This window comes from Methylobacillus glycogenes JCM 2850 (assembly GCF_000617925.1).
Taxonomy (GTDB): domain Bacteria; phylum Pseudomonadota; class Gammaproteobacteria; order Burkholderiales; family Methylophilaceae; genus Methylobacillus; species Methylobacillus glycogenes.
The window spans coordinates 1-23,288 of record NZ_BAMT01000009.1; the positions used below are offsets into that span (position 1 = coordinate 1).

Below are 23,288 nucleotides of genomic sequence, written 5' to 3' on the forward strand. Positions count from 1 at the left end.
GGGTCTTTTTAGATTGAGTGCGTATATGAGTTTCACGTTGAGCTGCCCAAGCTTCCGCTTCTCTCTTGGTGGGTAAAGTTTTTGAATCTCGAGTCCCCATGATGGCGACTTGAGCGCGATAACCATTTTTTGTGCGGTAAATGGATGCCATGTGGGGAGATCCCTGGGTAAAATGTGGGGAATCCATTGTCACAAATTAGTGTTTGTGATGTCAATCTATGGCAGATGGGGTGTGGTGCGTTGAGTTAATGTATTGAAATGTAACAATAATTAACTTCTGATGTTGTGGAATGTTTTTGATATGGTGTCCCCGTCAGGACTCGAACCTGAAACTGACCCTTAGGAGGGGCCGGTGATATCCGTTTCACCACGAGGACAGCCAAGGCGCTATTCTACCTTTTAAGTGACGCCAGCGGTACTGCTAACCCTGAGCTTTTGGCTTGGGAAGCAGCACCGCATATGGCTTAAGCGCGTATCAGGTGTTCAAAGGCACCCAGTGCCGCCTTGGAACCTTCACCCATGGCAATGATGATTTGCTTGAAGGGCACGGTGGTGACATCTCCCGCCGCAAACACGCCAGGTACCGATGTTTGGCCCTTGGCATCCACTTCAATTTCACCAAACTTGCTCAGTGCCACAGTATCCTTGACCCAGCTGGTGTTGGGCACCAGGCCAATCTGGATAAACACGGCAGCCAGCGGCAAGCGGTGGTTTTCACCAGTCTGACGGTTGGTATAGCTGATGCCATCTACCTTTTCACCATCACCGTTGATTTCGGTGGTTTGCGCACCAGTAATCACGCTAACGTTGGGTAGGCTGAACAGTTTCTTTTGCAACACGGCGTCAGCACGCAGTTCACCGTTAAACTCCAGCAAAGTCACGTCCTTGACAATGCCAGCCAGGTCTATCGCTGCTTCCACGCCAGAGTTACCGCCACCAATCACAGCCACACTCTTGCCTTTGAACAAGGGGCCATCGCAATGCGGGCAGTAGGCCACGCCACGTCCACGGTATTCTTGCTCGCCGGGGACGTTGATTTCGCGCCAGCGTGCGCCAGTGGAGATGATCACCGATTTGGATTTGAGCACGGCACCATTTTCCAGGGTGACTTCCATCAAGCCGTCGTGAGCCTCGGCGGGTTTCAGGCCAGCAGCACGCTGCAGGTTCATGATGTCCACGTCATAGCTCTTGACGTGTTCTTCCAGCGAGGCGGCCAATTTGGGGCCATCGGTTTCCTGCACTGAAATAAAGTTTTCTATCGCCATGGTGTCCATCACCTGGCCACCAAAACGCTCAGCCACTATGCCTGTGCGTATGCCTTTGCGTGCGCTGTAGATGGCTGCGGCTGCACCTGCAGGGCCACCGCCTACAATCAGCACTTCATAAGGGGCCTTGCTCGAGAGTTTTTCGGCCTCACGGGCAATCGCGCCAGTGTCTATCTTGTTGAGGATTTCCTGCACGCTCATGCGGCCATGGCCGAACTCCTCACCGTTCAAGAAGATGGTAGGCACGGCCATGATGTGGCGCTCCTCAACCTCACGCTGGAACAAGGCACCATCTATCATGGTGTGGCGGATGTTGGGATTAAGCGCCGCCATCAGGTTCAGTGCCTGTACCACTTCTGGACAGTTGTGGCAGCTCAGCGAGATATAGGTCTCGAAATGGAAGCTGCCTTCAATATGGCGTATCTGTTCCAGCACTTCAGCTTCAGCCTTGGGCGGATGTCCACCCACCTGCAACAAGGCCAGTACCAGTGAGGTAAATTCATGGCCCATGGGGATGCCGGCAAAGCGTATGCCGATATCACTGCCTGGGGTGTTGAGGCTGAATGAAGGCTTGCGTTCATTGTCATCATCACGTTGGCTCAAGTTGATGTGGCCAGACAGGCTTTGGATATCCTGCAGCAGGGATAGCATTTCACGTGACTTCTCTCCGCCATCGACGGAGGCGATGATGTCGATAGGCCTGGTGACTTTTTCCAGATAGGCCTTCAATTGGTTCTTGATGTTTGCATCCAACATGATGTGCTCTCAATTCTGTGTTCTATAAGCGGGGTAAAACACCCGGGCAGGGAGTGGACTGCCCGGGTTGTTGCTTTAAAGCTTTAAACTCTTGGTTTTAAATTCTCGCTTTAAATTTTGCCTACGAGATCAAGCGATGGCGCAAGGGTGGCTTCGCCTTCTTTCCACTTGGCTGGGCACACTTCGCCTGGGTGGCTGGCCACGTATTGTGCAGCCTTGACCTTGCGCACCAGGTCAGCAGCGTCGCGGCCTATGCCTTCTGCGGTGATTTCCACGCTTGAATCACGCCATTGGGGTCTATGATGAAAGTGCCGCGATCAGCCAGGCCCTGGTCTTCACGCATCACGCCGAAGTTGCGGGTTACTACGCCTGTCGGGTCACCAATCATGAAGTACTTGATCTTGCGGATGGTGTCCGAGGCATCGTGCCAGGCCTTGTGCGTGAAATGGGTGTCGGTGGAAACAGAGTAGATTTCAACGCCCAGCTTTTGCAATTCATCGTAGCTATCGGCAATGTCACCCAATTCTGTTGGGCAGACAAAGGTGAAGTCCGCAGGGTAGAACACCACAGCAGACCATTTGCCCTTGAGGTCGGCATCGGTCACGGTGACAAATTCACCATTGCGGAAGGCATTGGCCTTGAAAGGCTTGATTTCGGTATTGATCAAAGATGTGGTCATGACAGTCTCCAGTGGTTAAATCAAAACTTGTGTTTCAAACTTGAAACTCAAAAGTGAGATTGGAGTGTAGACCTTGGACTCAAATAATAAAAATCAATTGATTTAATTATGTTGATATATTTTTTTTATCAAATGGTAGGGTGATACTGGGTGTGTCATGAACACTATCTGCTTCCACATGATATTGCATCATGCGATTGCGGCCCGCTTCCTTGGCGGCATAGAGGGCGGTATCGGCGCGGTGCAGCATGGTCTCCCAGTTAGCAGGCAGGTCGCGTTCCGGGTTCCAGCTGTATAAGCCCAAACAACAGGTAATCTGGCGATTATCGCAGGCGCGGTGCCGCAGAGCGCGCGTGGCTTCTAGCAAGCGGTCTGCCAGTTTCATGGCTTCTTCATTGGTGGTTTGCGGGCAGATAATGCAGAATTCCTCGCCGCCATAACGCCCCAGCATATCGGTATTGCGCGATGTGCCGTCCAGGGTTTGAGCAATTTTGCGCAACACTTTATCGCCCGCATCATGGCCAAAGGTATCGTTCACTTGTTTGAAGTGATCAATATCAATCATGAAAATGCTGATAGGGCGCTTGTATCGATGGGCAAGCTCCACTTCACGCCGCCCCAGGCTGACCAATGCGCGGCGGTTAAACACCTTGGTCAATTCATCATGAGTGGCAAGGTGCTCTTTCTCATGAATGATGGATTCAAAATACATCAGCAACAGGCCTAGCGAGCCCAGCAGGTTGCACCACATCGGAATAAAGTAGAGGCCAAACACATTGATGGGGTCATGGCTTTGTGGGCTGAGGTCTACCGTACCTTCCACCGCCAGCACGCTACGGCCTATAAAGTCAGCCGCGGCCAGCGTATAGGCAATCACCACCAGGCTGGTAGCAAAGGAGAGGTTGAATTTGCGCGCAATCAACACCTCAACCACGTTGAGGAACATCAAAATCGCCAGCGGCAGGGAGAAGAATACGGTGCGTGCGGAAGGGCCTGCTTCCAGCAACAGCATCAAACTGAAGGCGATAAAAAAAAACAGAATGAAATACCAGCCAACATAGGCGGGTTTTTTGCCGAAGAAAGCCTGGGTTCCCCACCATTTGGCGGTCATTGCCGCGATCATCAGCGTAGAGCCTATAATCAGCGGCAAATAGCCAAAGCGGGAGATGCTGAAAGCACTCAGCGTGGAGCCAAAAATGCTCAATAGCCCGGAGAGAGCCCAGTAGCGCGTGCTGCGTTCTGTGGGGGCAAGGAAATACAGCCCCCCCATAATCATGGCGATACAAAGCTGGCTAATGGCATAGCCGATATTGGCTGTGTACGAGTTCCACAACGAATCCAAGCTTTCCCTCCTGATGATGCCGGGTGAGCGGCATTTTGTTGGCTATTTGGAGTTCCTATTGGAGTTCAAAGATACCTATTGGTATCGCAGCTAATACTCTACGCTAATTCCGGCTTTCAAGCTCTTCCCAGCGCAACATGGCGGCTTCGGTTTCATCAACAATGCTGCTGAGGCGCTGCTGCAAGGCACGGGCTTGATCGGGCTGATCCCTGTAGATATTGGCATCTGCCAGGGCCAGGTTAATGCTGCTCTGTTCGGCTTCCAGCGTCTCTATCTTGGCGGGCAGGCTGGCCAGTTCATGGCTTTCCTTGAAGCTGAGTTTACCTGCAGGTTTTTTCTGGCTGGGCGGCTGAGCAGTGGGGGCTGGGCTATTAGTGCCTGAGCTATGACTGCCTGAGTTAGCCTTTTCTGCTGTCTTGGCCGTGGTTTTTTCGCTGGGCTTGGCCGCGGCTTGCGCTTGCGTAAAGCGATACCAATCGTCATAGCCGCCGCCAAACTCGCTCAATACACCTAGGCCTTCAAACGCAATTACCTGCGTCACTGTGTTTTCCAGGAAAGCGCGGTCATGGCTCACCAGGAACAAAGTGCCATCAAAATCCTGTAACAGGCTTTCCAGCAGTTCCAGCGTATCGATATCGAGATCGTTGGTGGGTTCATCCAGCACCAGCACATTGCTGGGGCGCGCAAACAAGCGCGCCAGCAGCAGGCGGTTGCGTTCTCCACCCGAGAGCGATTTCACCGGGGAGCGTGAACGCTGCGGCGGAAAGAGAAAATCTTCCAGATAACTGATGACATGCTTGCGCTCATTACCAATCTGCACAAACTCTGAACCAGGGCTGATGGTGTCGGCCAGCGTAGCCTCTTCATCGAGTTGCTCGCGCATCTGGTCAAAGTAGGCCACATTGAGCTGGTGCCACGCTGTATGCTGCCGCTATCGGCTTGCAGTTCACCGAGTATCAGCTTGAGCAGGGTGGATTTACCCGCACCATTAGGGCCCAGCAGACCAATACGGTCGCCGCGCATGATGCGGGTGCTGAAATCCTTGATCAAAGGCTTGCCATCAAAGGCCAGGTTAACGTGCTCCAGCACGGCAACCAGTTTGCCTGAGCGCTCGCCGCTATCCAGTGTCAGTTTGACATTGCCCTGGTGCTCACGCCTGGCTGCACGCATCAGGCGCAGCGATTCCAGCCTGCGTACCCGGCCTTCGTTGCGGGTACGCCTGGCCTTGATGCCCTGACGTATCCAGGCTTCTTCCTGCGCCAGCACCTTATCAAATTTGGCGGCATGGGTGGCTTCTATTTCCAGCAGTTCTTCCTTCTTGATCTGGTACTGGCTGAAGTTGCCCTGGAATTCCGTAAGCTGGCCGCGATCAAGCTCAACTATGCGCGTCGCCAGGCGGTCCAGAAAACGTCGGTCATGGGTAATGAACAGCACGCTGCCTTGAAAATCCAGCAACAGGTTTTCCAGCCATTCAATCGCAGCAAAATCCAGATGGTTGGTAGGCTCGTCCAGCAGCAGCACTTCAGGCTCTGCCACCAGCGCACGCGCCAGCGCCACGCGCTTGCGCCAGCCACCGGAGAGGGTGGCTACCTTGGCTTCGGCATCCAGATTAAGGCGGCTCAATGTCGCTTCCACCCTGGCCTGAGATTGCCAGCCTGCTGCACTTCCAGATCATGTTGCAGCGCTTGCAAGCGCTCCATCAAGGCATCGATATCTGCCTCTGGCTCAGCCATCTGCTGTGATACATAGTGGTAATCAATCAAGGTCTGGCGCAGGCCACCCAGGCCTTCGGCCACGGCCTCGAAAATAGTATGTTCGGGGTCCAGTGCAGGCTCTTGCGGCACGTAGACAATACGGGCTTTGGGCGCGCTCCAGAGCACGCCATCATCAAGCTTGCTTTCGCCAGCAATGACCTTGAGCAGGCTGGATTTGCCCGCACCATTGCGGCCTATCAGGCCAACACGTTCCCCGGGGTCTAGTTGAAAGCTGGCATGGTCGAGTAGGGGGTGGTGTCCGTAAGCCAGACTGGCTTGTTCTAGTGTGATATAAGGCATGCGCTATTGTAACAGGCAAGGCCAGCTGGCTGACCCTGCGCGGCATGAAGAAACATGGTCAGCTGCCAATCAATGCCCGGGAATCGGCGCAGGTGCTGCGGAATTGGCGCTGGCTTTCTCAGGGCTAGCTTTCTCAGTACTAGATTTATCCGCACGGGATTTATCCACGTTAGCATTGCCAGTGCCAGCCTTGCCAACCCCCTTATTCACCGCATGAGCATCAAGCGCATGGCCGCAAGAATAAGCATGACTGCTTGAGCCGGTATCGAGATAAGGCAGGATGGCCGCCAGCGGATTAACAAACGCCAGCGCCACACTGCCCAGCAAGCGTGCGGCAATCGGCACAGCCTCTGGTCTAACCTTGGGGTTGACGAAGCTGCCCTGTACCTTGATCGGTGAGCGCACGGTTAGCGGTGAGAAGTTTTTGGGCTTGGCAGCCAGCAGCAAGTCCAGCTGTTCCTGGCCCAAATCTATGCTGCCATCAATCAGCACCAGCGTGACTGGAGTATCTAGCAAGGCCACTTGCGGCGTAATGACACCATTGCTGGCCTTGAGGTCCATCACCGCGCAATCCAGGCGTTGCGATTGGTCATTGCCCAGCCAGGCACGCACGCTCTGGGCAATATCCAGGCCCATCAACTCCATCACCAGGCGTGAGACTTCACCCTTTTCAATAAAGATAGTGCTGCTGCCATTAAGTGAGCCCAACAATTCAGCCGTGCTGCTGCCCTTGCCGCTGAAGTTGGTGCGGCCATTGAGGGTGCCGCTGAGGTAGGGCGGCGGTAAGGGCTTGCCTTGTTGCTTGGCAGCTTCCTGCCGTGCCTTGGAAACCTGTAGCCATTTCTCCAGCACAATATCTTTCCAGCCCAGCTTGATCTGCCATTGTGGGGGATATTGCCGCTTGGCATCGCTGGCTAATGCTGGATTGGCTGCATTGACAGCAGGCTCACTGGCATCCACCCCAAAGCTGCCAGTCAGGGTGCCATCGGCAGTGTGGGCCAGAATATCACTGACATTGAATTTGCCGTGGTCTAGACTTAACCTGGCCTTGAATGGCGAGATAGGCAGGGCAAAGGCATTACCCAGCTCCATGTAATCCAGCTTGATGGCGATTTCGGCATCCATGCGGTTAAGTGAGGGCAGGTCCAGAGGCCTGTCTGGAATGGCGCGGCCAGTCGCAGGCTTTGCCTCTGTGCCATCTGGCTCACGCGTGCCAAATGCCGGGGCCAGATCGGCGAGGTAAAAACGGCTGCCATGCAGATGACCTGTCAGCAGCGGCACAGCTCCTGCCTGTTTACGCGGGTCATATTTAAATGCTGCGCTGAGCTGGCTGCGACCTATCTTGGCGGAATCCACATCCACTTCCCAGATATCACTGTGTTTATTTAAGGTGGCGCTCAGCCTGAATGGGTCGGTAGTGGGTAGCACGCTGCCGACCAACTCACCTAATACCGAAAGCGAGCTGCCAGTCACCACGGCCTTGCCCGCCACATCCTGGCGGCCAAACAGGTCAGAAACCTGACCCTCAAAATCGACCCTGAGCTTGGCATACTCCAGCCAGCCCTTGGACTTGATAGGTGGCGCATCGGCATCCTGGGTGGCCACAGGCAGAAAGCCTGCAGTTTCCATATAAGCCTTGAGCGGTCTGTGCTGGAATTGACCGTTGACGCTGACTTCCGAACGCATTTTCTCCTGCAGGCTGCCTTCGTCGGTCTTGAATTTCACATCAAGATTGGCGCTGCTGATGGCATCGCTGACTTTAGCGCTACCTTGTTGAACAATCAGGGTTTCAATCACCGGGAAGGGGCTGGGGGGCGTATCGTCTTTTTTCGGAAATTCCCAGCTGGCGCTGCCGTCGGCATGGCGTATCAACCTGGCGTCAATCTGGTCTACCCTGATCTCGCGTATGCGCAAATTGCCTTGCTGCACAAAGTGCCAAATGTCGCTGTAACGCAGCTTAAGGCTAATGTTGTGGGCATCCACCAAATGCGGCACTTTGAAAGTGGCGGGGGCGGCAATATACAGATGGCCAAGGTCTAGCTGCACGCCAGCCCAGAGATGCAGCTGGAAGGGCTGCTCCAGCCTGACTTCACGCTCTAGCTTGTCGCTGAGCAAGTCTTGCGCAGGTTGGCGTAAGAATGGCCAACCGAGAATTTCAGCGATAACTGCGGCAATCACCAACACCAGCAATAACCAGAACAACAGCTTGCCCAATTTGAGCAAGCCTCTACCCAGCTTGTTTACTACCGCCTTCGCCATGTCTCACCTTTGCTTTCTTGTTTTTGGCTTTCTTGTTATGGCAACCCTGAAAGCGCGGTCACCATGAACGCGCGGTCAGAGTTGGGTTTTTCCGTAATGTCGCATGCTATAAACCGTCAACAGGGCACCGCACACAGCCACAGCGGCGCTGGCCAGTGCTACAGCGGGCAGGCCCAGCTCAAGATGAATCACCAGGCCACCCAGAAAAGCCCCGCCAGCATTACCTAGATTAAAGGCGCTTTGGTTGGCGGTAGAGGCCATCAGTGGAGAGTCGCCCGCCTGGGCCATGGCATTGGTCTGCAAGCCTGGGCCCACCGCAAAACTGATCAGGCTCCAGATAAACGCTGTTGCAATCGCCGCCCACATAAACTGCATGGACCAGGCGAAAATAATGCCCAACAAGGCCATGCCTGCTAGTGAGAGGGTGATTGTGGGCAATAGTTTCCAGTCGGCGAGTTTTCCGCCTATGTTGAGGCCTATGGTGGCGGCAATGCCCAAGGCAATCAGCATAATGCTGACCTCGTGCGGCACCAGGCCAGACATATCCTCAAGGATAGGCGTGATATAGGTGAAGATAGTGAATACCCCGGCAAAGCCTATGGCGGTAATCGCCATGGCCAACAAGACATTAGGCTGTACCACAGCACGCAGCTCTTTACGTAAATCCGGCTTGGGCATGGCGCTCAAATCAGGGATAAAACGCCAGATGGCCAGCATGGCCAAGCCACCGCAGACCGCCACGGTCCAGAACGGCACACGCCAGCTGGTTTGCTGACCTAGCAAGGTGCCCAGCGGCACCCCAAGTACATTGGCCAGGGTCAGCCCGGTGAACATCAGCGCCAGAGCGCGGCTACTTTGCCCCGGCGGGGCCAGATAAAGGGCCACCACAGCGCCTATGCCAAAGAAAGAGCCATGGCTGAGCGCAGTGAAGATACGGGCCAGCGCCAGCGTGGTGTAATTGGGTGCCAGTGCGCACAGCATATTACCCAGCGTGAAAATCGCCATCAGCGCCAGCAGCGTGGCCTTGCGCCTGCGGTTAATGGTCAGGGCTACCAGCAGCGGGCCGCCAACCACTACGCCCAGTGCATAGACCGTGACCAGATTGCCCGTGGCCGGAATGGAAACCCCGAGGTCATGTGAAATATCGGGCAGCAAGCCCATGGGCAAAAACTCAGTCATGCCTATACAAAATGCACCGGCGGCCAGTGCGATCATCCAACTACCCATGATGGCTCACTTCTTAATGCTTGAAAATAAAGAGATATGACAGGATGCTTGTGCTTCCGAATGAGCGGGGCGCACGAAAGGATAAGGCCTGTTTCTGACAATTACTTTAACACAGCCAGCAAGATGGTTAGGGAACTAAAAATACAAAAGCCACCAGCTTGAGCGAGTGGCTTTTTGAAACGAGCTTAATGATGCAAATAGGTGGCTATTAGGCCTTGCGTGACCTGCGGGCTGCTGCACCCAGAACGCCAATGCCAGCCAGCAACAAGGCATAGCTGCTGGGTTCTGGTACTGCTGCCAGGATGGCGGTTGAGAACAATGCATATTTAGTGCTGTTGGAGCTTTGCCATATCCATTGCGCTTCATCATCGATAGCCGCATGGTAGCCCCAGGGTTGCACGCCATTTTGGCCAAATGAAATTGGCGTTTCAGTTGGCGTTACCCAGGTGCTGAGGTCTGAGCCTACGGCTACTTTCCAGTCTGCGGTGTTGGTTAACAGGGTTTGGCTGCCGTTGGCAAAACTGAAATTGCTGCCATTAAGTGCAAAGTTGCCCAGGAAGCCAGAAGCAATGTAGAAACCATCGGACTCATAGTCCCAATTATAGGTGACCACATGCAGGAAGTAATTTTGTCCAGCCACCAGATTGAAGCCAGAGAAACTAGGCGCGCTACCCCAGTTGTTGCCTGAGACAATATGTTCGCCCAGTGTGTCGTTGCTGGTGCTGATGTAGAGGCTGAATTGATTATCAGCGGTGAGGCTGCCGCTCAGGTCGGTAGCGTGTGCGTTGGCGGCCAGTGCCAGGCCTACAGCAGCGGCAATCAGATGCAGTTTCATGGTGATCCCCGAGTAAATGAGCTTGCTTTTGTTATTGGACGCTGGCCGCATACCCTGGACAGCTGACTTACAGAATGATGGCTATTCTGCCCCAAGCCGCCATAGTTTCAATAGTCTATTAAGACTATAGGTATAACCTTAAAACCAGCAGGCTGATGGCTATGCAACAGTCATCTACCAAGCCAGCGCAACCTGGGGGATCAATAGGAAAAGCTTAGGTTGTGTGCGCCTGACTACTCAGCATTTACCGCTCAGTCTTGTCCCCTCAGTTTTGTCCGCTGAGCATGGCACGTATCTGTGCCATGCGCTGGCGGCCTTCTTCCTTGCTGGTGGCAGGGTCGGCCTGTGGGCCGCCAAAGTGCTTGACGTCGTCGGCAGGCAATTCAGAGATAAAGCGGCTGGGCTCGCAGGATTCATTCTCACCCGCGCGCTTGCGCTTGCGGCACCAGGAAATATGCAGGGATTTCTGCGCTCGGGTAATGCCAACATACATCAGGCGGCGTTCTTCCTCTATCTTGCCTTCGTCCACACTTTCGCGGTGCGGCAGAATGCCTTCCTCGCAACCGATGAGGAACACATGGCCGTATTCCAGACCCTTGGAGGCGTGCAAGGTGGAGAGTTTGACTGCGTCCGGCTCACTATCCTCGCGGCCTTCCAGCATGGACATCAGCGAGATCATCTGGGTCAGTTGCAGCAGGTTTTTCTCATCTTCATCACCTTTGCGTGTGAGCCAGGCCACAAAATCCAGCACGCTTTTCCACTTGTTCTCAGCGCTGCGCTGTTCTTCACTGTCGTAAAGGAAAGCCTCGTAATTGATCGCGGTCAGCATGTCATTGAGTACTTCGCCCGCCGGGTCTTTCTCGGCACGCTCCTGTATGCGGCTGATGAACTGGCAGAAGGTGAGCAAATCCTCCAGTTGGCGGTTAGCCATATCACGCTGGAAATCACCTTCGTAAGCGGCCTCAAACAGTGACATCTTGTGAACACTGGCATATTCTCCCAGGCGTTCCAGCGTGGTGTTGCCTATGCCTTTCTTGGGCGTAGTGGCCGCGCGGATGAAAGCAGGGTCGTCATCTTCATTGGCGACTAGCCGTAAATAACTCACCAAATCCTTGATCTCGGCCTTGTCGAAGAAAGACTGGCCGCCAGAGATGGTGTAAGGGATTTTCTGCTGGCGCAGGTGTTGCTCAAAAATACGCGCCTGGTGATTGCCGCGATAAAGAATGGCGTAATCGAGGAATTGCGTGCGGTGCTCAAATTTGTGCGCCAGCAGTTTCATCACCACAGATTCGGCTTCGTGGTCTTCATCCTTGGCGGCACTCACCTGAATCAAATCACCAGTGCCCAGTTCGCTCCAGAGTTTTTTCTCAAATAACTTTGGGTTATTGGCAATCACCTGGTTGGCTGCGCGCAAAATACGCACGGTAGAGCGGTAGTTCTGTTCCAGCTTGATCACCTTGAGGCGGCTGAAATCCTGCGTCAGTTGGCGCAGGTTTTCCACATCGGCACCGCGCCAGCCATAGATAGCCTGATCGTCATCGCCCACGGCAGTGAAGCGGCCTTCAACCCCGGTGAGCATTTTCACCAGTTTGTACTGGCAGGCATTGGTGTCTTGGTATTCATCAATCAGTAAGTATTTGAGTTTATGCTGCCATTTACGCAGCGCTTCCGGGTGCTGATCGAAAAGCTCTACCGGCAGCTTGATCAAGTCGTCAAAATCCACGGCCTGATAGGCTTTCAGCGTCTGCTGGTAAATCTGGTAGCACTTGGCGGCGGCATGAGTGAGTTCTTCATCCGCCGTGGCGGCTGCCTGATCCGGGTTGATAAAGTCGTTTTTCCAGCTGGATATCTGCCATTGCGTCTTGCGCAGCAATTGCTTATCGGTGGTGGCGAGAATATCCGAGAGTATCTTGAAGCTGTCTGAGGAATCGAGAATAGAGAATTGCGGTTTATAGCCCAGCAGCTCTGACTCCTGACGCAGCATCTGCAAGCCCAGCGAGTGGAAAGTGGCAATGGTCAGACCCTTGGCGCTGTTGCCTTGCAGCAAGTGGCCCACACGTTCCTGCATTTCGCGGGCGGCTTTGTTGGTAAAGGTAATCGCGGCAATTTCCTTGGGGGAGTAGCCGCATTTTTCTACCAGATAGGCGATTTTCTGCGTGATAACGCGGGTCTTGCCACTACCGGCACCCGCCAGTACCAGCAAGGGGCCATCAAGATATTTCACAGCTTCGCGCTGTTGCGGATTCATTGAACTTAACATGTTGATTTGCCTGTAGGCGCGGGGTATTCAGGGGTTACTCAGGCAAGCCTGATCAGGAAAGCGCTGCTACAAGCTTGTAACAACAACGGTGTGGATTTTAGCGTGAAAGGCCAAGGCCATGCCAGTAAACAGTGCCCATGCCAGCAGATAGTCACATCAGTTTGCTGGCATGCATGCTCAGTTTGATAACCTGGTTTGCTTTAAGCCTGGTCTTCATCTTCTGGCTGGGTGTGCCCGGACTCAGCTTGAGCTTGCGCAATATGCGCGGCCAACGCCTGCTGCTTGGCCTCAATGGCGGCAGCCTCTGCCGCAGCTTGCTCGGCCAGTGCCTGGGCTACCTGCTGCTGCATCTCTGCACGTGATGCTGGGCTTTCCAGGCTGATGCGGCCCAAAGTGCCAGAGCGGTAATCCACCAGAAAAGCCATGGCGGTCTTTTCCATATCCAGCTCCCCACCCTTGAGCAGATAACCTCTACGCTTGCCCACGGCTTCCAGCAAATCCACGGCATCCATATTGCTGACATCGGTTTTGTAACGTGCGTTAAGCAGGGCAGGGTAACGTTGCAGCAAAATTCCGGCGAGAAATTCGGCGACTTCTTCATCAATCACCGCATTGCGGCCTATGGCGTGGCTGGCGGCGAGCATAAAGCCATCAGATTCATATTCGATCTTGGGCCACATCATGCCTGGGGTGTCGGTTATCGACATCTGCGGGCTAAGCTCAAAGCGCTGCTGGCTTTTGGTCACCGCAGGTTCATCGCCCACTTTGGCAATACGACGGTTGAGCAGGGCGTTCATCAAGGTGGACTTGCCGACGTTGGGTATGCCCATGATCAACATGCGCAAAGGCTTGAGGTGAGTGCCGCGGTGTGGCGCCAGTGCACGACACAGACCAGGAATCTTGCTGGCATCACCGGGCTTTTTACAGGACAAGGCTACGGCTTTGACGCCATCCTGACGATTGAAATAGTTGAGCCAATCCTGGGTCACGGCAGGGTCAGCCAGGTCGGCCTTGTTAAGTATCTTCAGATTGGGCCGCTGTCTATGGCGGCGCAGGCCATCAATCATGGGGTTATGGCTGGCTTCCGGCACGCGTGCATCCAGCACCTCGATCACCACATCGCTGTACTCCAGAGTTTCTTCCGCTTTCTTGCGTGCGGAAGTCATGTGACCGGGGAACCATTGAATTGCCATAATCTAGAGATACTCTTTGAAAGTCATGCGTTGAGGAATTACAGGCAAGCGCCAGGAGAATGATTTGATGCCAGCGATGAGTTTTTTCAGTGTGCCAGCGGGTTTCCTGCGGTTTGCACTGTCATTTTAACATCCGCTCGCCATCCCGGCTTTATTTTGCAGCTATGTTGCATTTTCTGACGCTTGCCAAGGCAGCGGCATAGTCCGAATGGACTAGATGGCTCCATATCGTTAACACAAGCGCTTCCTAGTATGGCCCCCGTTATCGTTTATCACTGTTCAAGGGGAAGTACCATGATGTCCAAGAAATCCGGCATTGCCCTGGCTTTGGCCAGCACCGTAATGTTTGCTGCACCTGCTTTCGCGCAACAAGTTATTGTTAATGGCGGCTTTGAAGCTGATGCCAGCGAAAGCTACAACCCACAAGGTTGGCAAGTCGCTGAGCAGAACATTTTTGGTTCTGTACTGGCTGCTGAAGGTAATCAATCTTCCATCAGCGGTTACAAAACTGTAGGCGCTGCGAGTGGCAACTACTACGGCCTGCTCGATTCTGCTTTTGCCAGCAGCCAAGTGCTGTACCAGAACTTCTCTGTCACTGCCCTGACATCGGCTGTGCTGTCTTTTGATATGTTTGTGAACGATCAAAGCGACAACGGTATTGTGTATATCAACCAGGCTGGCCTCGACGCCACTACTGGCGGTAGCTATGCCGCCAACCAACACGTACGCGTCGATATCCTCAAGGCAGGTGCTGATCCATTCTCTGTACTGGCGAGTGATGTAGTCGGCACTTATTACCTCGGTGGTGCCAATGGCCGTCGCTTTGATGGCAACGACAACGTTAACCGCTATGTTGAATACAGCTTCGATTTGAGCACTGTGCTGGCTGCAGGTGGTGATTACACCCTGCGTTTTGCTGCTGTCAGCAACCAGGGCGCACTGCAATTGGGTCTTGATAACGTCAGCCTCAACGTGACTGCCGTGCCTGAAGCCGATACCTACGCCATGCTGCTGGCTGGTCTGGGTGTGCTGGGTCTGGCCTTGCGTCGCCGCCAATCTGTTTAATAAAACTAAATCTGTTTAATCACTCTGGGAGTTGCATAAAATGAAAATCACACTCAAGGTTTCCGCTGTTGCCGTCATGATGGCACTGGCTGGCCAGGCTGCCGCTGAAGATGCCGCTTTCTGGCTCAAGGATGGCCAGGATGCACTGGCTGCTGCCAAGAAGCTTTACCCCAATACCCGCAAGGCCAAGAACGTGATTCTGTTCGTGGGTGACGGTATGGGCGTATCCACTGTTACCGCTGCGCGTATTCTTGAAGGTCAACTCAAGGGCCAGGATGGTGAGCGTAACAAGCTGGGCTTCGAGACCCTGCCTTACCTGGCTTTGTCCAAGACTTACTCTTCCAACCAGCAGACTTCTGACTCTGCACCCACCATGACTGCCATGGTGACCGGTGTGAAGACCAACGACGGTGTGATTTCTGTTGATTCCCGCGTTGCCAACGGTGACCGTGATAACAGCAAGGTACAAGCTGCCAAGCTGGCTACTATCCTGGAACTGGCCGAGCAAAACGGCCGCTCCACTGGTGTGGTTTCCACAGCGCGTATCACTCACGCTACTCCAGCCGCAACTTATGCTCACACTTCCGCGCGTGACTGGGAGTCTGACAACAACGTGCCTGCTGGCTCCGAGGTTAAGGATATCGCTTCGCAACTGATAGACAACTTCGGTGCAGGCGGTATTGGTGATGGTATCGAAGTGGTGCTGGGTGGTGGCCGTAGCCGCTTCCTGCCTAACACTGTGGATGATCCTGAAAATGCAGGCCGCAAAGGTGACCGCCGTGATGGCCGTAACCTGACCCAGGAATACGTCAGCAAGTTCGGTGGCAAGTTTGTCTGGAATCAAGCACAGTTTGACGCCATCAATCCAGCCAACACCAACCGTCTGCTGGGCTTGTTCGAGCGTTCGCACATGCAGTACGAGCATGACCGTGCTGGCGATACTGGCAAGGAACCATCCCTGGCACAAATGACAGGCAAGGCCGTTGATATTCTCAAGAAGAACCCCAAGGGCTTCTTCCTGATGGTGGAAGCGGGTCGTATCGACCACGGCCACCATGCCAACAATGCCTACCGCGCGCTGACTGACACAATTGCTTTGTCTGACGCTGTGAAGGAAGCACTGTCCAAGGTTGACCTGAATGATACCCTGATCATCGTGACCGCTGACCACAGCCACACCATGACCATTGGTGGCTACCCACAACGTGGCAACCCTATCCTGGGTAAAGTGACTGTGGATGGCAAGCTGACCAAGGCCACTGACGGCAATCCTTACACCACCATCTCCTACGCCAACGGTAAGGGTTACTACCTAACGTGCCTGGTGAGAATGTCTACAACTTCCCAGCACGTGCGGGTCGTATCGAAGACATGAGCAATGTGGATACCAGCCATCCAGACTTCCACCAAGAAGTGACTGTACCGCTGGACTCCGAGACTCACGCGGCTGAAGAAGTTGAAATCTTCGCGGGTGGTCCTAAGTCCTACCTGTTCCAAGGTATCCAGGAACAAAGCTATATCTTCCACGTGATGAAGGATGCCTTCGGCTTCTAATCGCGTGTGCCTGATGCAGCAATTGATTAGGTAAAACCTATGATAGACGGGGCCGCGCCAGCGGTTCCGTCTTTAGCTTTTGTTGAGCAAGCAGAAGTTGTGTAAGCAAGTAAAAATTTAAATAGAGTGAGGAAGTGTGCACCATGCAGAACACCCTGAAATCTGCCGCTCTGGCATTGTTGAGCCTGTTGCCCGGCCTGGCCCTGGCCGATAGCCTGCCTGAGTTGCAAGCCAGATTTGAAACTACCCAATGCGCTACTCCCTGCAAAAAACCCGTCAAGCGTGAATGGTTCATGCTGCGCGAGGCCAATCAGGTGGAGCTGCGCGATCTCAACGACGACCATAGCGATCTCTGGCGTCTACAAGCTGATGGCAGCCTGGAGTATGTCTACCTCATGCACGGCCTGCAGCGTGCCATAGACTACGCGCCTGTGGATTTGCGCCTGCTGGGCATCAACGCCAGCGAGAGTAAGTGGCATGGTTTATCGCAACTGGTCAGCCGTGAAGAGCTGGATGGTATGCAAAAGAAAGCAGGCCGTGCTTATCAGGGCATGGCGACTGAAATCTACAAAGGCAAGATAGGTAATATCAAGACCGAAGTAACCTGGATTCCTGAGCTGGCAGTACCGCTCAAGCTGCAATACCAATACCCCAAGCACACGGTGACGGTGCAACTGAAACAGCGCTATCAAGGCAAACTGCCTATTACGCCGACGACGGAAGCCATGCTAGAGGCTTATCAACACGTGGATTTCACCGATATCGGCGATATGGAACATGATCCGATAGCCACCGCTTGGCTGTCACAGGCCAAGGGCGCGCCCGGCGTGCATGTGCATCACCATGAGGCCGAGCATGCAGGTGACAATAGTCATGTGCATTAATCATTGGCAGTCATCTGGGGCAATTGCCTGCCGTATAAACGGCGAGCTTTAGAAACCCAGCAGGTGGCGCAACTGGTGGCGGTATTGTCTACCTATCTTCAGCGGCTGCGCCACGCCATCCAGTGTCAACAGCCAGCCCTGGGCCGCAGATCTATCCAGGCGCTGGATGCGGCCAGTATTGACGATAATGCCGCGCGCAATTTGCACAAAACGCTCTGGCGGCAGTTGCTGCGCCCAACTCTTGAGGCTGCGTAACTCCATGGAGCTACTGCCATCGCGGTAGTGAATGTGGCAATAATCGCGTTGCGCTTCCAGCATTAATACATCATCCATACTCACTGCCGCCAGGCCGTACTTCATACGCACATAAATGAAATCACCATGATGCTGGTTGGCCTGCAGGGCGGTTTGTGGGTGCTGCCCTTGTTGCGCCAGTTCGCCTAGTAGCGTGCCTACTTCGCGCAGCAAATCCTGCTCGGCCTCAGTCCAGCTTTCATGTTGCCTGACAGTGTCATAGCCAAACAGCCCCAGCAGGCGCTCGCCATGAAAAATCGGCACACACAAAATGCTCTTATTGCCCTGACGCAGGAACTCGGCCTTGAGCCACGTGCCTGGCGCGGCAAAAGCTCAGGGTTGGCGATATAAACAATCTGGCGTTTAAGCAATTGCTGATGCAGCCAGTCTATCAATGACACCGGAGTGCCTTGCAGCGCATCTAGGTAGGCTTGTACGCCGCTACGCACCCATTCGTGGGCATTCCAGAAATGGGTGCCATCGGCGCTATAGACAATGAGCCAGGCGCGGTCAGCACGGTGCATGCGCCCCAGCATGGCCAGCAGGTGGTCTATGAACTCGGTGCGGTTGTAGCGTGCCAATAGCAGGCTGCATTGTTGCCAGAAACTGGTGAGGTCTGGGTTCATGACATGGGGTGTGATTACCGTGAAAATGCATTTTATCGAACCTAAATGCTGTTGGTCGAAAAATAGTTGACTTGTGCTTGAGCTTGAGTCAAAGTGAAAAAATTGAAACCTCCGCCAGCGGGGTTTGTTTGCTCACTGGAGTCAACATGAAGCGCTATCGTGTCATCGCCACTGAATTCGAAACCCGTATCTTGAACCTGCAGCCTCCTGCTGCACAATTGCCTGAGGCGGAGCGTGCTTTGCAACAGCAAAGTTATGGCCGCACCCTGGCCATGCTCAAGGCCGAATATGGCGAGTTTGGCTTTGAAGCCAAGCTGGCCAATTTGAGGCTGCTCAACCCCAAGCCCATGTCGGTGGTGGAGTTTCATAATCATTGTCTTAACCAGTGCAGGCAAGCTTTTGTCTGCGGTCAATATTATCCGGCGCTGGCTTCGGCCTATTTGCTGGCCGAGCGCATGCTGGCGCACTTGATTGATGGCTTGCAACTCATCGATGATCTGGCAGGGCGCAAGGACTTGCAGAGCAGAAATGCCACGGCAGAAGCCGCGCAGGAGAGCGCAATCAAGCGACAAACCTGGGAGGTGATGCAGGCTTGGGAGCAGGGCAGGGATTGGCATGTAGCGCTGGAAATTCTGCTGGCATGGCAGGCGATTACGCCCACCGCCGCCGAATTGTGGCGCAGCTTATACACCAGCTCGCGCGAGCGCTTGCATGTGGATGAGGAGGAGCTTCTCTATAAACGCGAACTGGCGTTTACCGCCATCAATCAGGTTGAGGCGATTATCCGTGAGCAATTTGCTGGCTCTGGCAGTCTGCCCTGGCTGTTGGCGGTGAATGATGAAGTGTATATCCGCAAGGAATTCGAGCAGCATCCCTTTATTCAACTGGTTTATCTGCCTTCCAGTGTGCATCTGGGTTATCAGCATCAGGTGCGGCGTATTTTCCCTTGGGAGTTTCATGACAATGAATACCCCGAGCAGGATGTCAGTGACGAGGAATTCATGCGCCTGCGCGCAAGTTTTTGTGAGCAGCCCAGCGCGCATGCGCGGGTGATGCACAACACTAGTCAGACATTGCAGCACACTGCGGTTGGGCTTTAAGCCACGATCTAAAGCATCGCATTGATGCTGCCAGGATTTGAATCGCCAGCACTGGAATTGCCTGGATTTGAATAGCACAGGCAATGCTAAAATGGCGGTATGACGCTAATCCCAGAAATCAAGCCGCAACAATCCATAGAACTCTTGAAAGAGCTGCATATCCTCACCCGGGATGGCAAACTCAATCAGGACACCCGACGCAAACTCAAGCAGGTTTACCATCTTTACCAGTTTATAGAGCCTTTGCTGACTGAGGTCATGCAAGAGCAGGCCGACCCGGTGCTGGTAGACCATGGCGCTGGCAAATCCTATCTGGGCTTTATTCTTTACGATCTCTTTCTCAAGCAGCAAGCCACGGGGCGTGTCATGGGCATAGAAACCCGTGGCGAGCTGGTGGAAAAATCACGCGCGTTGGCGCAGCGGCTGGGGTTTGGCCGCATGGATTTTCTACACCTCAGTGTGGAAGACGCCATCACCACCGAACAATTACCCGCGCAAGTGGATATCGTCACGGCGCTGCATGCATGCAACACTGCTACCGATGATGCCATACGCTTTGGTCTGGAAAAACGCGCGCAATTCATGGTGCTGGTGCCGTGCTGTCAGGCCGAGGTGGCCGAGGTGTTGCGCAAGCACAAGAGCGAGTCTTTTGGCCTGACACCTCTGGCGGAAATCTGGCGTCATCCGCTGCATACACGTGAGTTTGGCAGCCAGATCACCAATGTGCTGCGCTGTTTGCAACTGGAGGCCCATGGCTATCAGGTGACGGTGACCGAGCTGGTGGGCTGGGAACATTCAATGAAGAATGAATTGATTATCGCGCGCTACAAGAACAGCCCCAGGCGCAATGCGCAGGAGCGCCTGGAGCAGATACTGAGCTCACTCAATCTGGCAGATTTGCGCTCGCGGTTTATCTATTAATTAAGACTTCATTTAATTAAGACTTCATTAAGCCCAGTAAATTAGGCCGCAGAAACCTTAATCCTTAAGGCACCTGCAGCCTAGATATTTATTGGGATTTGCGCGGAATCTGATCTGCGGGGATATCGCGCAAGCTGCCAAAGGTCAAGGCATACTGCCGTGTGATTTCGGCACCAAAGAAGAAAATTTGCGCCGAGTAGTACACCCACAGCAACAGCGCAATCAAGGAGCCAGCCGCGCCAAAGCTGGAGGCCACGGCACTATTGCCCAGATAAATGCCGATCAGGGTTTTGCCCAGGCCAAACAGGATGGCGGTGAACGCTGCGCCTACCCACACATCTGACCACGGTAATTTCACGTCGGGCAGCATTTTGTAGATCACCGCAAACATTGAAGTAATTACGCCAAAGCTCACCAGGGCTGATACCTGCTTGAATATGCCTATGGTGGTGATAAAGCGCCCAACAAAGTCGGCAGCAAACTGCTCAACCAATGCCAGCCCTGCGTTGACCAGCAATGAGGTGAGCAAGAGGAAGGCCAGCGAGAGAATGATGCTGAAGGAGAGCAAGCGGGTTTTCAATAAAGCACTTACCGCTTGCTTGCCACCTTGCGCCTGCGGCTTGCTGGTTTCCCAGACCTCATCAAGACTTGCCTTCAGTTCCGCAAATACCGTGGTTGCGCCTATGAACAGCAGCGTACTGGCAATCAGGGTGGCAATAATGCCGGATTTGGGATTGCTGGATTTGGCGAGCATGCTCTGTATCACCTGCGCGCCGCTATCGCCAACCAGATCAGAAATCTGCGCCACAATTTCACCGTGTGCCGCGCGCTCGCCAAGAAAATAGCCCGCAATCGCAATCACCAGCACCAGAATGGGGGTGAGCGAAAACATGGTGTAGAAGGCAAGCGCTGCGCCCTTGCTGGTGGCTCTGTGTGAAAACCAGGACAGCACGGATTGCAGGAATAGCTGACGCAGGCATTTCAGCCTATGCAGGGATTGCTGGCTCAGGCCACGGATAAAATTTCTGATCAATATGGACTCCTCAATCTGGCTGGTTTTTATTTTGCCGACATCAATACGCTGCCATCAGTGTCCATGTACCGGCAGGCCATAAGCTGCCGGAGTGCGTCCGTTCAGGATAATGTTGAGGTTTTCCTGGCGGTTGTGCTTGTCCACGAAAATCAAGGTCAGTGGGATATTGTCACCCGCTTTTACCGGGCCTTTGATGCCAGTCAACATCAGATGCAGGCCGCCGGGTTTGAGTTCCACAACGCGCTTCGGTTCCAGCGCCATTTCAGAAACCTGACGCATTTTCATGACGCCGTTATCCACTTGAACATCGTGTAGCTCCACCTTATCGGCAAAGGCTGAGCTGGCGCCAACCAGAACCATGCTGATCTGCCATCATGCGCAGATAACCCGCAGCCACTTGTTGGCCGGGCGCTGTGGTGCGTACCCAGGGATCTACAACGGTGACTTCGGCTTGAGCAGGAACGGCAACTGCCAGCAATGGCAGAAGCAGTCCAAAAGCTGGCAGAAGGCGATGGATTTTACCTGAGCGCAGAGTGCGTAATGTCAGCCTGGGAGTGTTTGCAGGCACAAGCAAAGAGACGGCTTGCCCAAGCTGGCAAAGCCAGGGAGATAACCGGGCGCGCCAGTCGGCAAGCGGGTGGTAGCGGTTTGGCATAGGCATGGCTCATATTAGCATGATGTCAGTGGCTATGATGGTGACATGCCTTAATGCGGGCAGCACTCGCTTACGGCTTACCAGCAAGCTTATAAAGCAAAGGGCTGCCTTGTGCGGCAGCCCTCTTGGCTGAACGTATGCCTAGGTTTAAAAGCCCTGTAGCACAATTTTGCCTATGGTATTGCCTGACTCCAGTGCGGCATGCGCTTGCCTGAGGTTGGCGGCATTGATGGGGCTGAGCGTCTGATTAAGCGTAGTGCGTAAAATGCCCTGATCTACCAACCTGGCCACTTCATTAAGCAGGTAATGCTGTTGAATCATGTCTTCAGTCTGGTACATGGCGCGGGTGAACATCATCTCCCAGCATAAACGTGCGCTTTTGTTTTTGAGCGGCGCCACATCCAGCAATTCTGCATTTTCAACGATGCTGCAAACAGCGCCTTGTGGGGCAACCACAGTGACCGCCGCAGGCATGTGCTGGTCGGTATTGTTGAGTATCAGCACGTAATCCACATATTCCCGTCCCAGGGTACGCACCTGTTGCACCAGATCAGCACGATGATCAATCACATGGTGCGCGCCCAATTCCAGGCACCAGGCACGGGATTCGGCGCGGGAGGCGGTGGCGATCACTTCCAGCCCAGCCACCTTGGCAGCCAGCTGAATGGCAATCGAACCCACACCGCCAGCGCCGCCTATAATGAGTATGCTCTGGCGCTTGGTAACTTGTGGCGGCGTCTTGACCTGCAGACGGTCAAACAGCGATTCCCATGCTGTAATTGCGGTCAGCGGCAGGGCGGCGGCTTCGGCAATACTGAGGCTGGCAGGCTTGTGACCGACAATGCGCTCGTCCACCAACTGAAACTCACTATTGCTGCCAGCGCGGGTGATATCGCCAGCGTAGTACACCACATCACCTACCTTGAACAGGCTGACTTCTGCACCAACTGCGACTACCGTGCCTGCAGCATCCCAGCCTAGTACGCGTGGCTGGCTTTCCACCTTATCTTTGGGTGCGCGCACCTTGGTATCTACAGGGTTGACGGCAATGGCTTCTACCTTAACCAGAAGATCACGCGGGCCTGGACTGGGTTGCGGCAGCGTCACATCCACTAGGGATTCCGGGTCTGCAATAGGCAGGTAGCGGGTAAGGGCAATGGCTTTCATCGTGCTCATATAGTTTCCTTGACTATGGTGGGATGAGGCGTATTCTTGACCAATGCTTCTGTATTCACAAGTACGCACAATTTTTGCATATAGTATCCAAAATGATACTAATGGAAACG

18 protein-coding genes, 1 tRNA gene and 2 pseudogenes are annotated in these 23,288 nt (G+C 54.0%); 6 read left to right on the forward strand and 15 right to left on the reverse strand.

Going from position 1 to position 23,288, the window contains the following annotated elements:
- Window positions 1–302: 302 nt before the first annotated feature.
- The 10 genes and pseudogenes from JCM2850_RS11780 to ylqF all read right to left on the reverse strand — a co-directional run bounded on the left by JCM2850_RS11780 (window position 303) and on the right by ylqF (window position 13,870).
- Window positions 303–377, reverse strand: a tRNA-Arg gene (locus JCM2850_RS11780).
- Between the two features lie 87 nt (window positions 378–464).
- A complete protein-coding gene (gene ahpF / locus JCM2850_RS11785; protein ID WP_025872045.1) occupies window positions 465–2,021 on the reverse strand; it encodes an alkyl hydroperoxide reductase subunit F in 1,557 nt (518 codons plus the stop codon).
- 110 nt (window positions 2,022–2,131) lie between these two features.
- A pseudogene (gene ahpC / locus JCM2850_RS18935) lies at window positions 2,132–2,700 on the reverse strand (alkyl hydroperoxide reductase subunit C).
- Window positions 2,701–2,806: 106 nt separating this feature from the next.
- On the reverse strand, window positions 2,807–4,042 hold the full coding sequence (locus JCM2850_RS20560) for a GGDEF domain-containing protein (RefSeq protein WP_148301259.1): 1,236 nt from the start codon (window positions 4,040–4,042) through the stop codon (window positions 2,807–2,809).
- 103 nt (window positions 4,043–4,145) lie between these two features.
- Window positions 4,146–6,096: pseudogene (locus JCM2850_RS24035) on the reverse strand (ATP-binding cassette domain-containing protein).
- A gap of 69 nt (window positions 6,097–6,165) precedes the next feature.
- On the reverse strand, window positions 6,166–8,355 hold the full coding sequence (locus tag JCM2850_RS11805) for an AsmA family protein (protein WP_025872049.1): 2,190 nt from the start codon (window positions 8,353–8,355) through the stop codon (window positions 6,166–6,168).
- 75 nt (window positions 8,356–8,430) lie between these two features.
- Window positions 8,431–9,582 carry an MFS transporter gene (locus tag JCM2850_RS11810; RefSeq protein WP_025872051.1) on the reverse strand — a complete coding sequence of 384 codons (1,152 nt, stop codon included), beginning with the start codon at window positions 9,580–9,582 and terminating at the stop codon, window positions 8,431–8,433.
- Window positions 9,583–9,790: 208 nt separating this feature from the next.
- Window positions 9,791–10,417, reverse strand: coding sequence for a PEP-CTERM sorting domain-containing protein (locus JCM2850_RS11815; RefSeq protein ID WP_036266130.1), 627 nt, complete (start codon window positions 10,415–10,417; stop codon window positions 9,791–9,793).
- 265 nt (window positions 10,418–10,682) lie between these two features.
- A complete protein-coding gene (locus JCM2850_RS11820) occupies window positions 10,683–12,677 on the reverse strand; it encodes a UvrD-helicase domain-containing protein (RefSeq protein ID WP_025872054.1) in 1,995 nt (664 codons plus the stop codon).
- Between the two features lie 200 nt (window positions 12,678–12,877).
- Window positions 12,878–13,870, reverse strand: a complete 993-nt coding sequence (gene ylqF / locus JCM2850_RS11825; RefSeq protein ID WP_025872056.1) for a ribosome biogenesis GTPase YlqF — start codon at window positions 13,868–13,870, stop codon at window positions 12,878–12,880.
- Window positions 13,871–14,164: 294 nt separating this feature from the next.
- On the opposite strand from ylqF, the gene JCM2850_RS11830 reads away from it, so the two are divergent.
- The 4 genes from JCM2850_RS11830 to JCM2850_RS11840 all read left to right on the forward strand — a co-directional run bounded on the left by JCM2850_RS11830 (window position 14,165) and on the right by JCM2850_RS11840 (window position 17,373).
- On the forward strand, window positions 14,165–14,935 hold the full coding sequence (locus tag JCM2850_RS11830) for a PEP-CTERM sorting domain-containing protein (RefSeq protein ID WP_025872058.1): 771 nt from the start codon (window positions 14,165–14,167) through the stop codon (window positions 14,933–14,935).
- A gap of 40 nt (window positions 14,936–14,975) precedes the next feature.
- On the forward strand, window positions 14,976–16,310 hold the full coding sequence (locus JCM2850_RS18950) for an alkaline phosphatase (RefSeq protein ID WP_267879282.1): 1,335 nt from the start codon (window positions 14,976–14,978) through the stop codon (window positions 16,308–16,310).
- Entirely contained in the window at window positions 16,253–16,489 is a 237-nt protein-coding gene (locus JCM2850_RS23490) for an alkaline phosphatase (protein WP_267879283.1), read from the forward strand. The genes JCM2850_RS18950 and JCM2850_RS23490 overlap by 58 nt, the downstream gene beginning before the upstream one ends.
- 143 nt (window positions 16,490–16,632) lie before the next feature.
- Window positions 16,633–17,373, forward strand: a complete 741-nt coding sequence (locus JCM2850_RS11840; protein WP_025872060.1) for a hypothetical protein — start codon at window positions 16,633–16,635, stop codon at window positions 17,371–17,373.
- A gap of 48 nt (window positions 17,374–17,421) precedes the next feature.
- Here the strand turns inward: JCM2850_RS11840 and JCM2850_RS20565 are convergent, their stop codons facing one another.
- Together JCM2850_RS20565 and JCM2850_RS21455 are read right to left on the reverse strand one after the other, a co-directional pair.
- Window positions 17,422–17,931 carry a LytR/AlgR family response regulator transcription factor gene (locus tag JCM2850_RS20565; protein WP_159105165.1) on the reverse strand — a complete coding sequence of 170 codons (510 nt, stop codon included), beginning with the start codon at window positions 17,929–17,931 and terminating at the stop codon, window positions 17,422–17,424.
- Window positions 17,826–18,293 carry a hypothetical protein gene (locus tag JCM2850_RS21455; protein WP_025872064.1) on the reverse strand — a complete coding sequence of 156 codons (468 nt, stop codon included), beginning with the start codon at window positions 18,291–18,293 and terminating at the stop codon, window positions 17,826–17,828. Before JCM2850_RS21455 ends, JCM2850_RS20565 begins: the two co-directional genes overlap by 106 nt.
- A gap of 146 nt (window positions 18,294–18,439) precedes the next feature.
- On the opposite strand from JCM2850_RS21455, the gene JCM2850_RS11855 reads away from it, so the two are divergent.
- Window positions 18,440–19,393, forward strand: a complete 954-nt coding sequence (locus tag JCM2850_RS11855) for a hypothetical protein (RefSeq protein WP_025872066.1) — start codon at window positions 18,440–18,442, stop codon at window positions 19,391–19,393.
- Window positions 19,394–19,492: 99 nt separating this feature from the next.
- Window positions 19,493–20,314: a class I SAM-dependent methyltransferase gene (locus JCM2850_RS11860; protein ID WP_025872067.1), complete on the forward strand. Its 822-nt coding sequence runs from the start codon at window positions 19,493–19,495 to the stop codon at window positions 20,312–20,314.
- A gap of 88 nt (window positions 20,315–20,402) precedes the next feature.
- On the opposite strand, the gene JCM2850_RS11865 is transcribed toward JCM2850_RS11860, so the two are convergent.
- From JCM2850_RS11865 to JCM2850_RS11880, 3 genes are all read right to left on the reverse strand, one after another.
- On the reverse strand, window positions 20,403–21,347 hold the full coding sequence (locus JCM2850_RS11865) for a YihY/virulence factor BrkB family protein (RefSeq protein WP_025872069.1): 945 nt from the start codon (window positions 21,345–21,347) through the stop codon (window positions 20,403–20,405).
- Window positions 21,348–21,401: 54 nt separating this feature from the next.
- The gene (locus JCM2850_RS18955) at window positions 21,402–21,707 is read right to left on the reverse strand and encodes a copper chaperone PCu(A)C (protein ID WP_051525397.1); all 306 of its coding nucleotides are present in this window, start codon (window positions 21,705–21,707) and stop codon (window positions 21,402–21,404) included.
- Window positions 21,708–22,149: 442 nt separating this feature from the next.
- The gene (locus JCM2850_RS11880; RefSeq protein WP_025872073.1) at window positions 22,150–23,169 is read right to left on the reverse strand and encodes a zinc-binding alcohol dehydrogenase family protein; all 1,020 of its coding nucleotides are present in this window, start codon (window positions 23,167–23,169) and stop codon (window positions 22,150–22,152) included.
- Window positions 23,170–23,288: the final 119 nt, after the last annotated feature.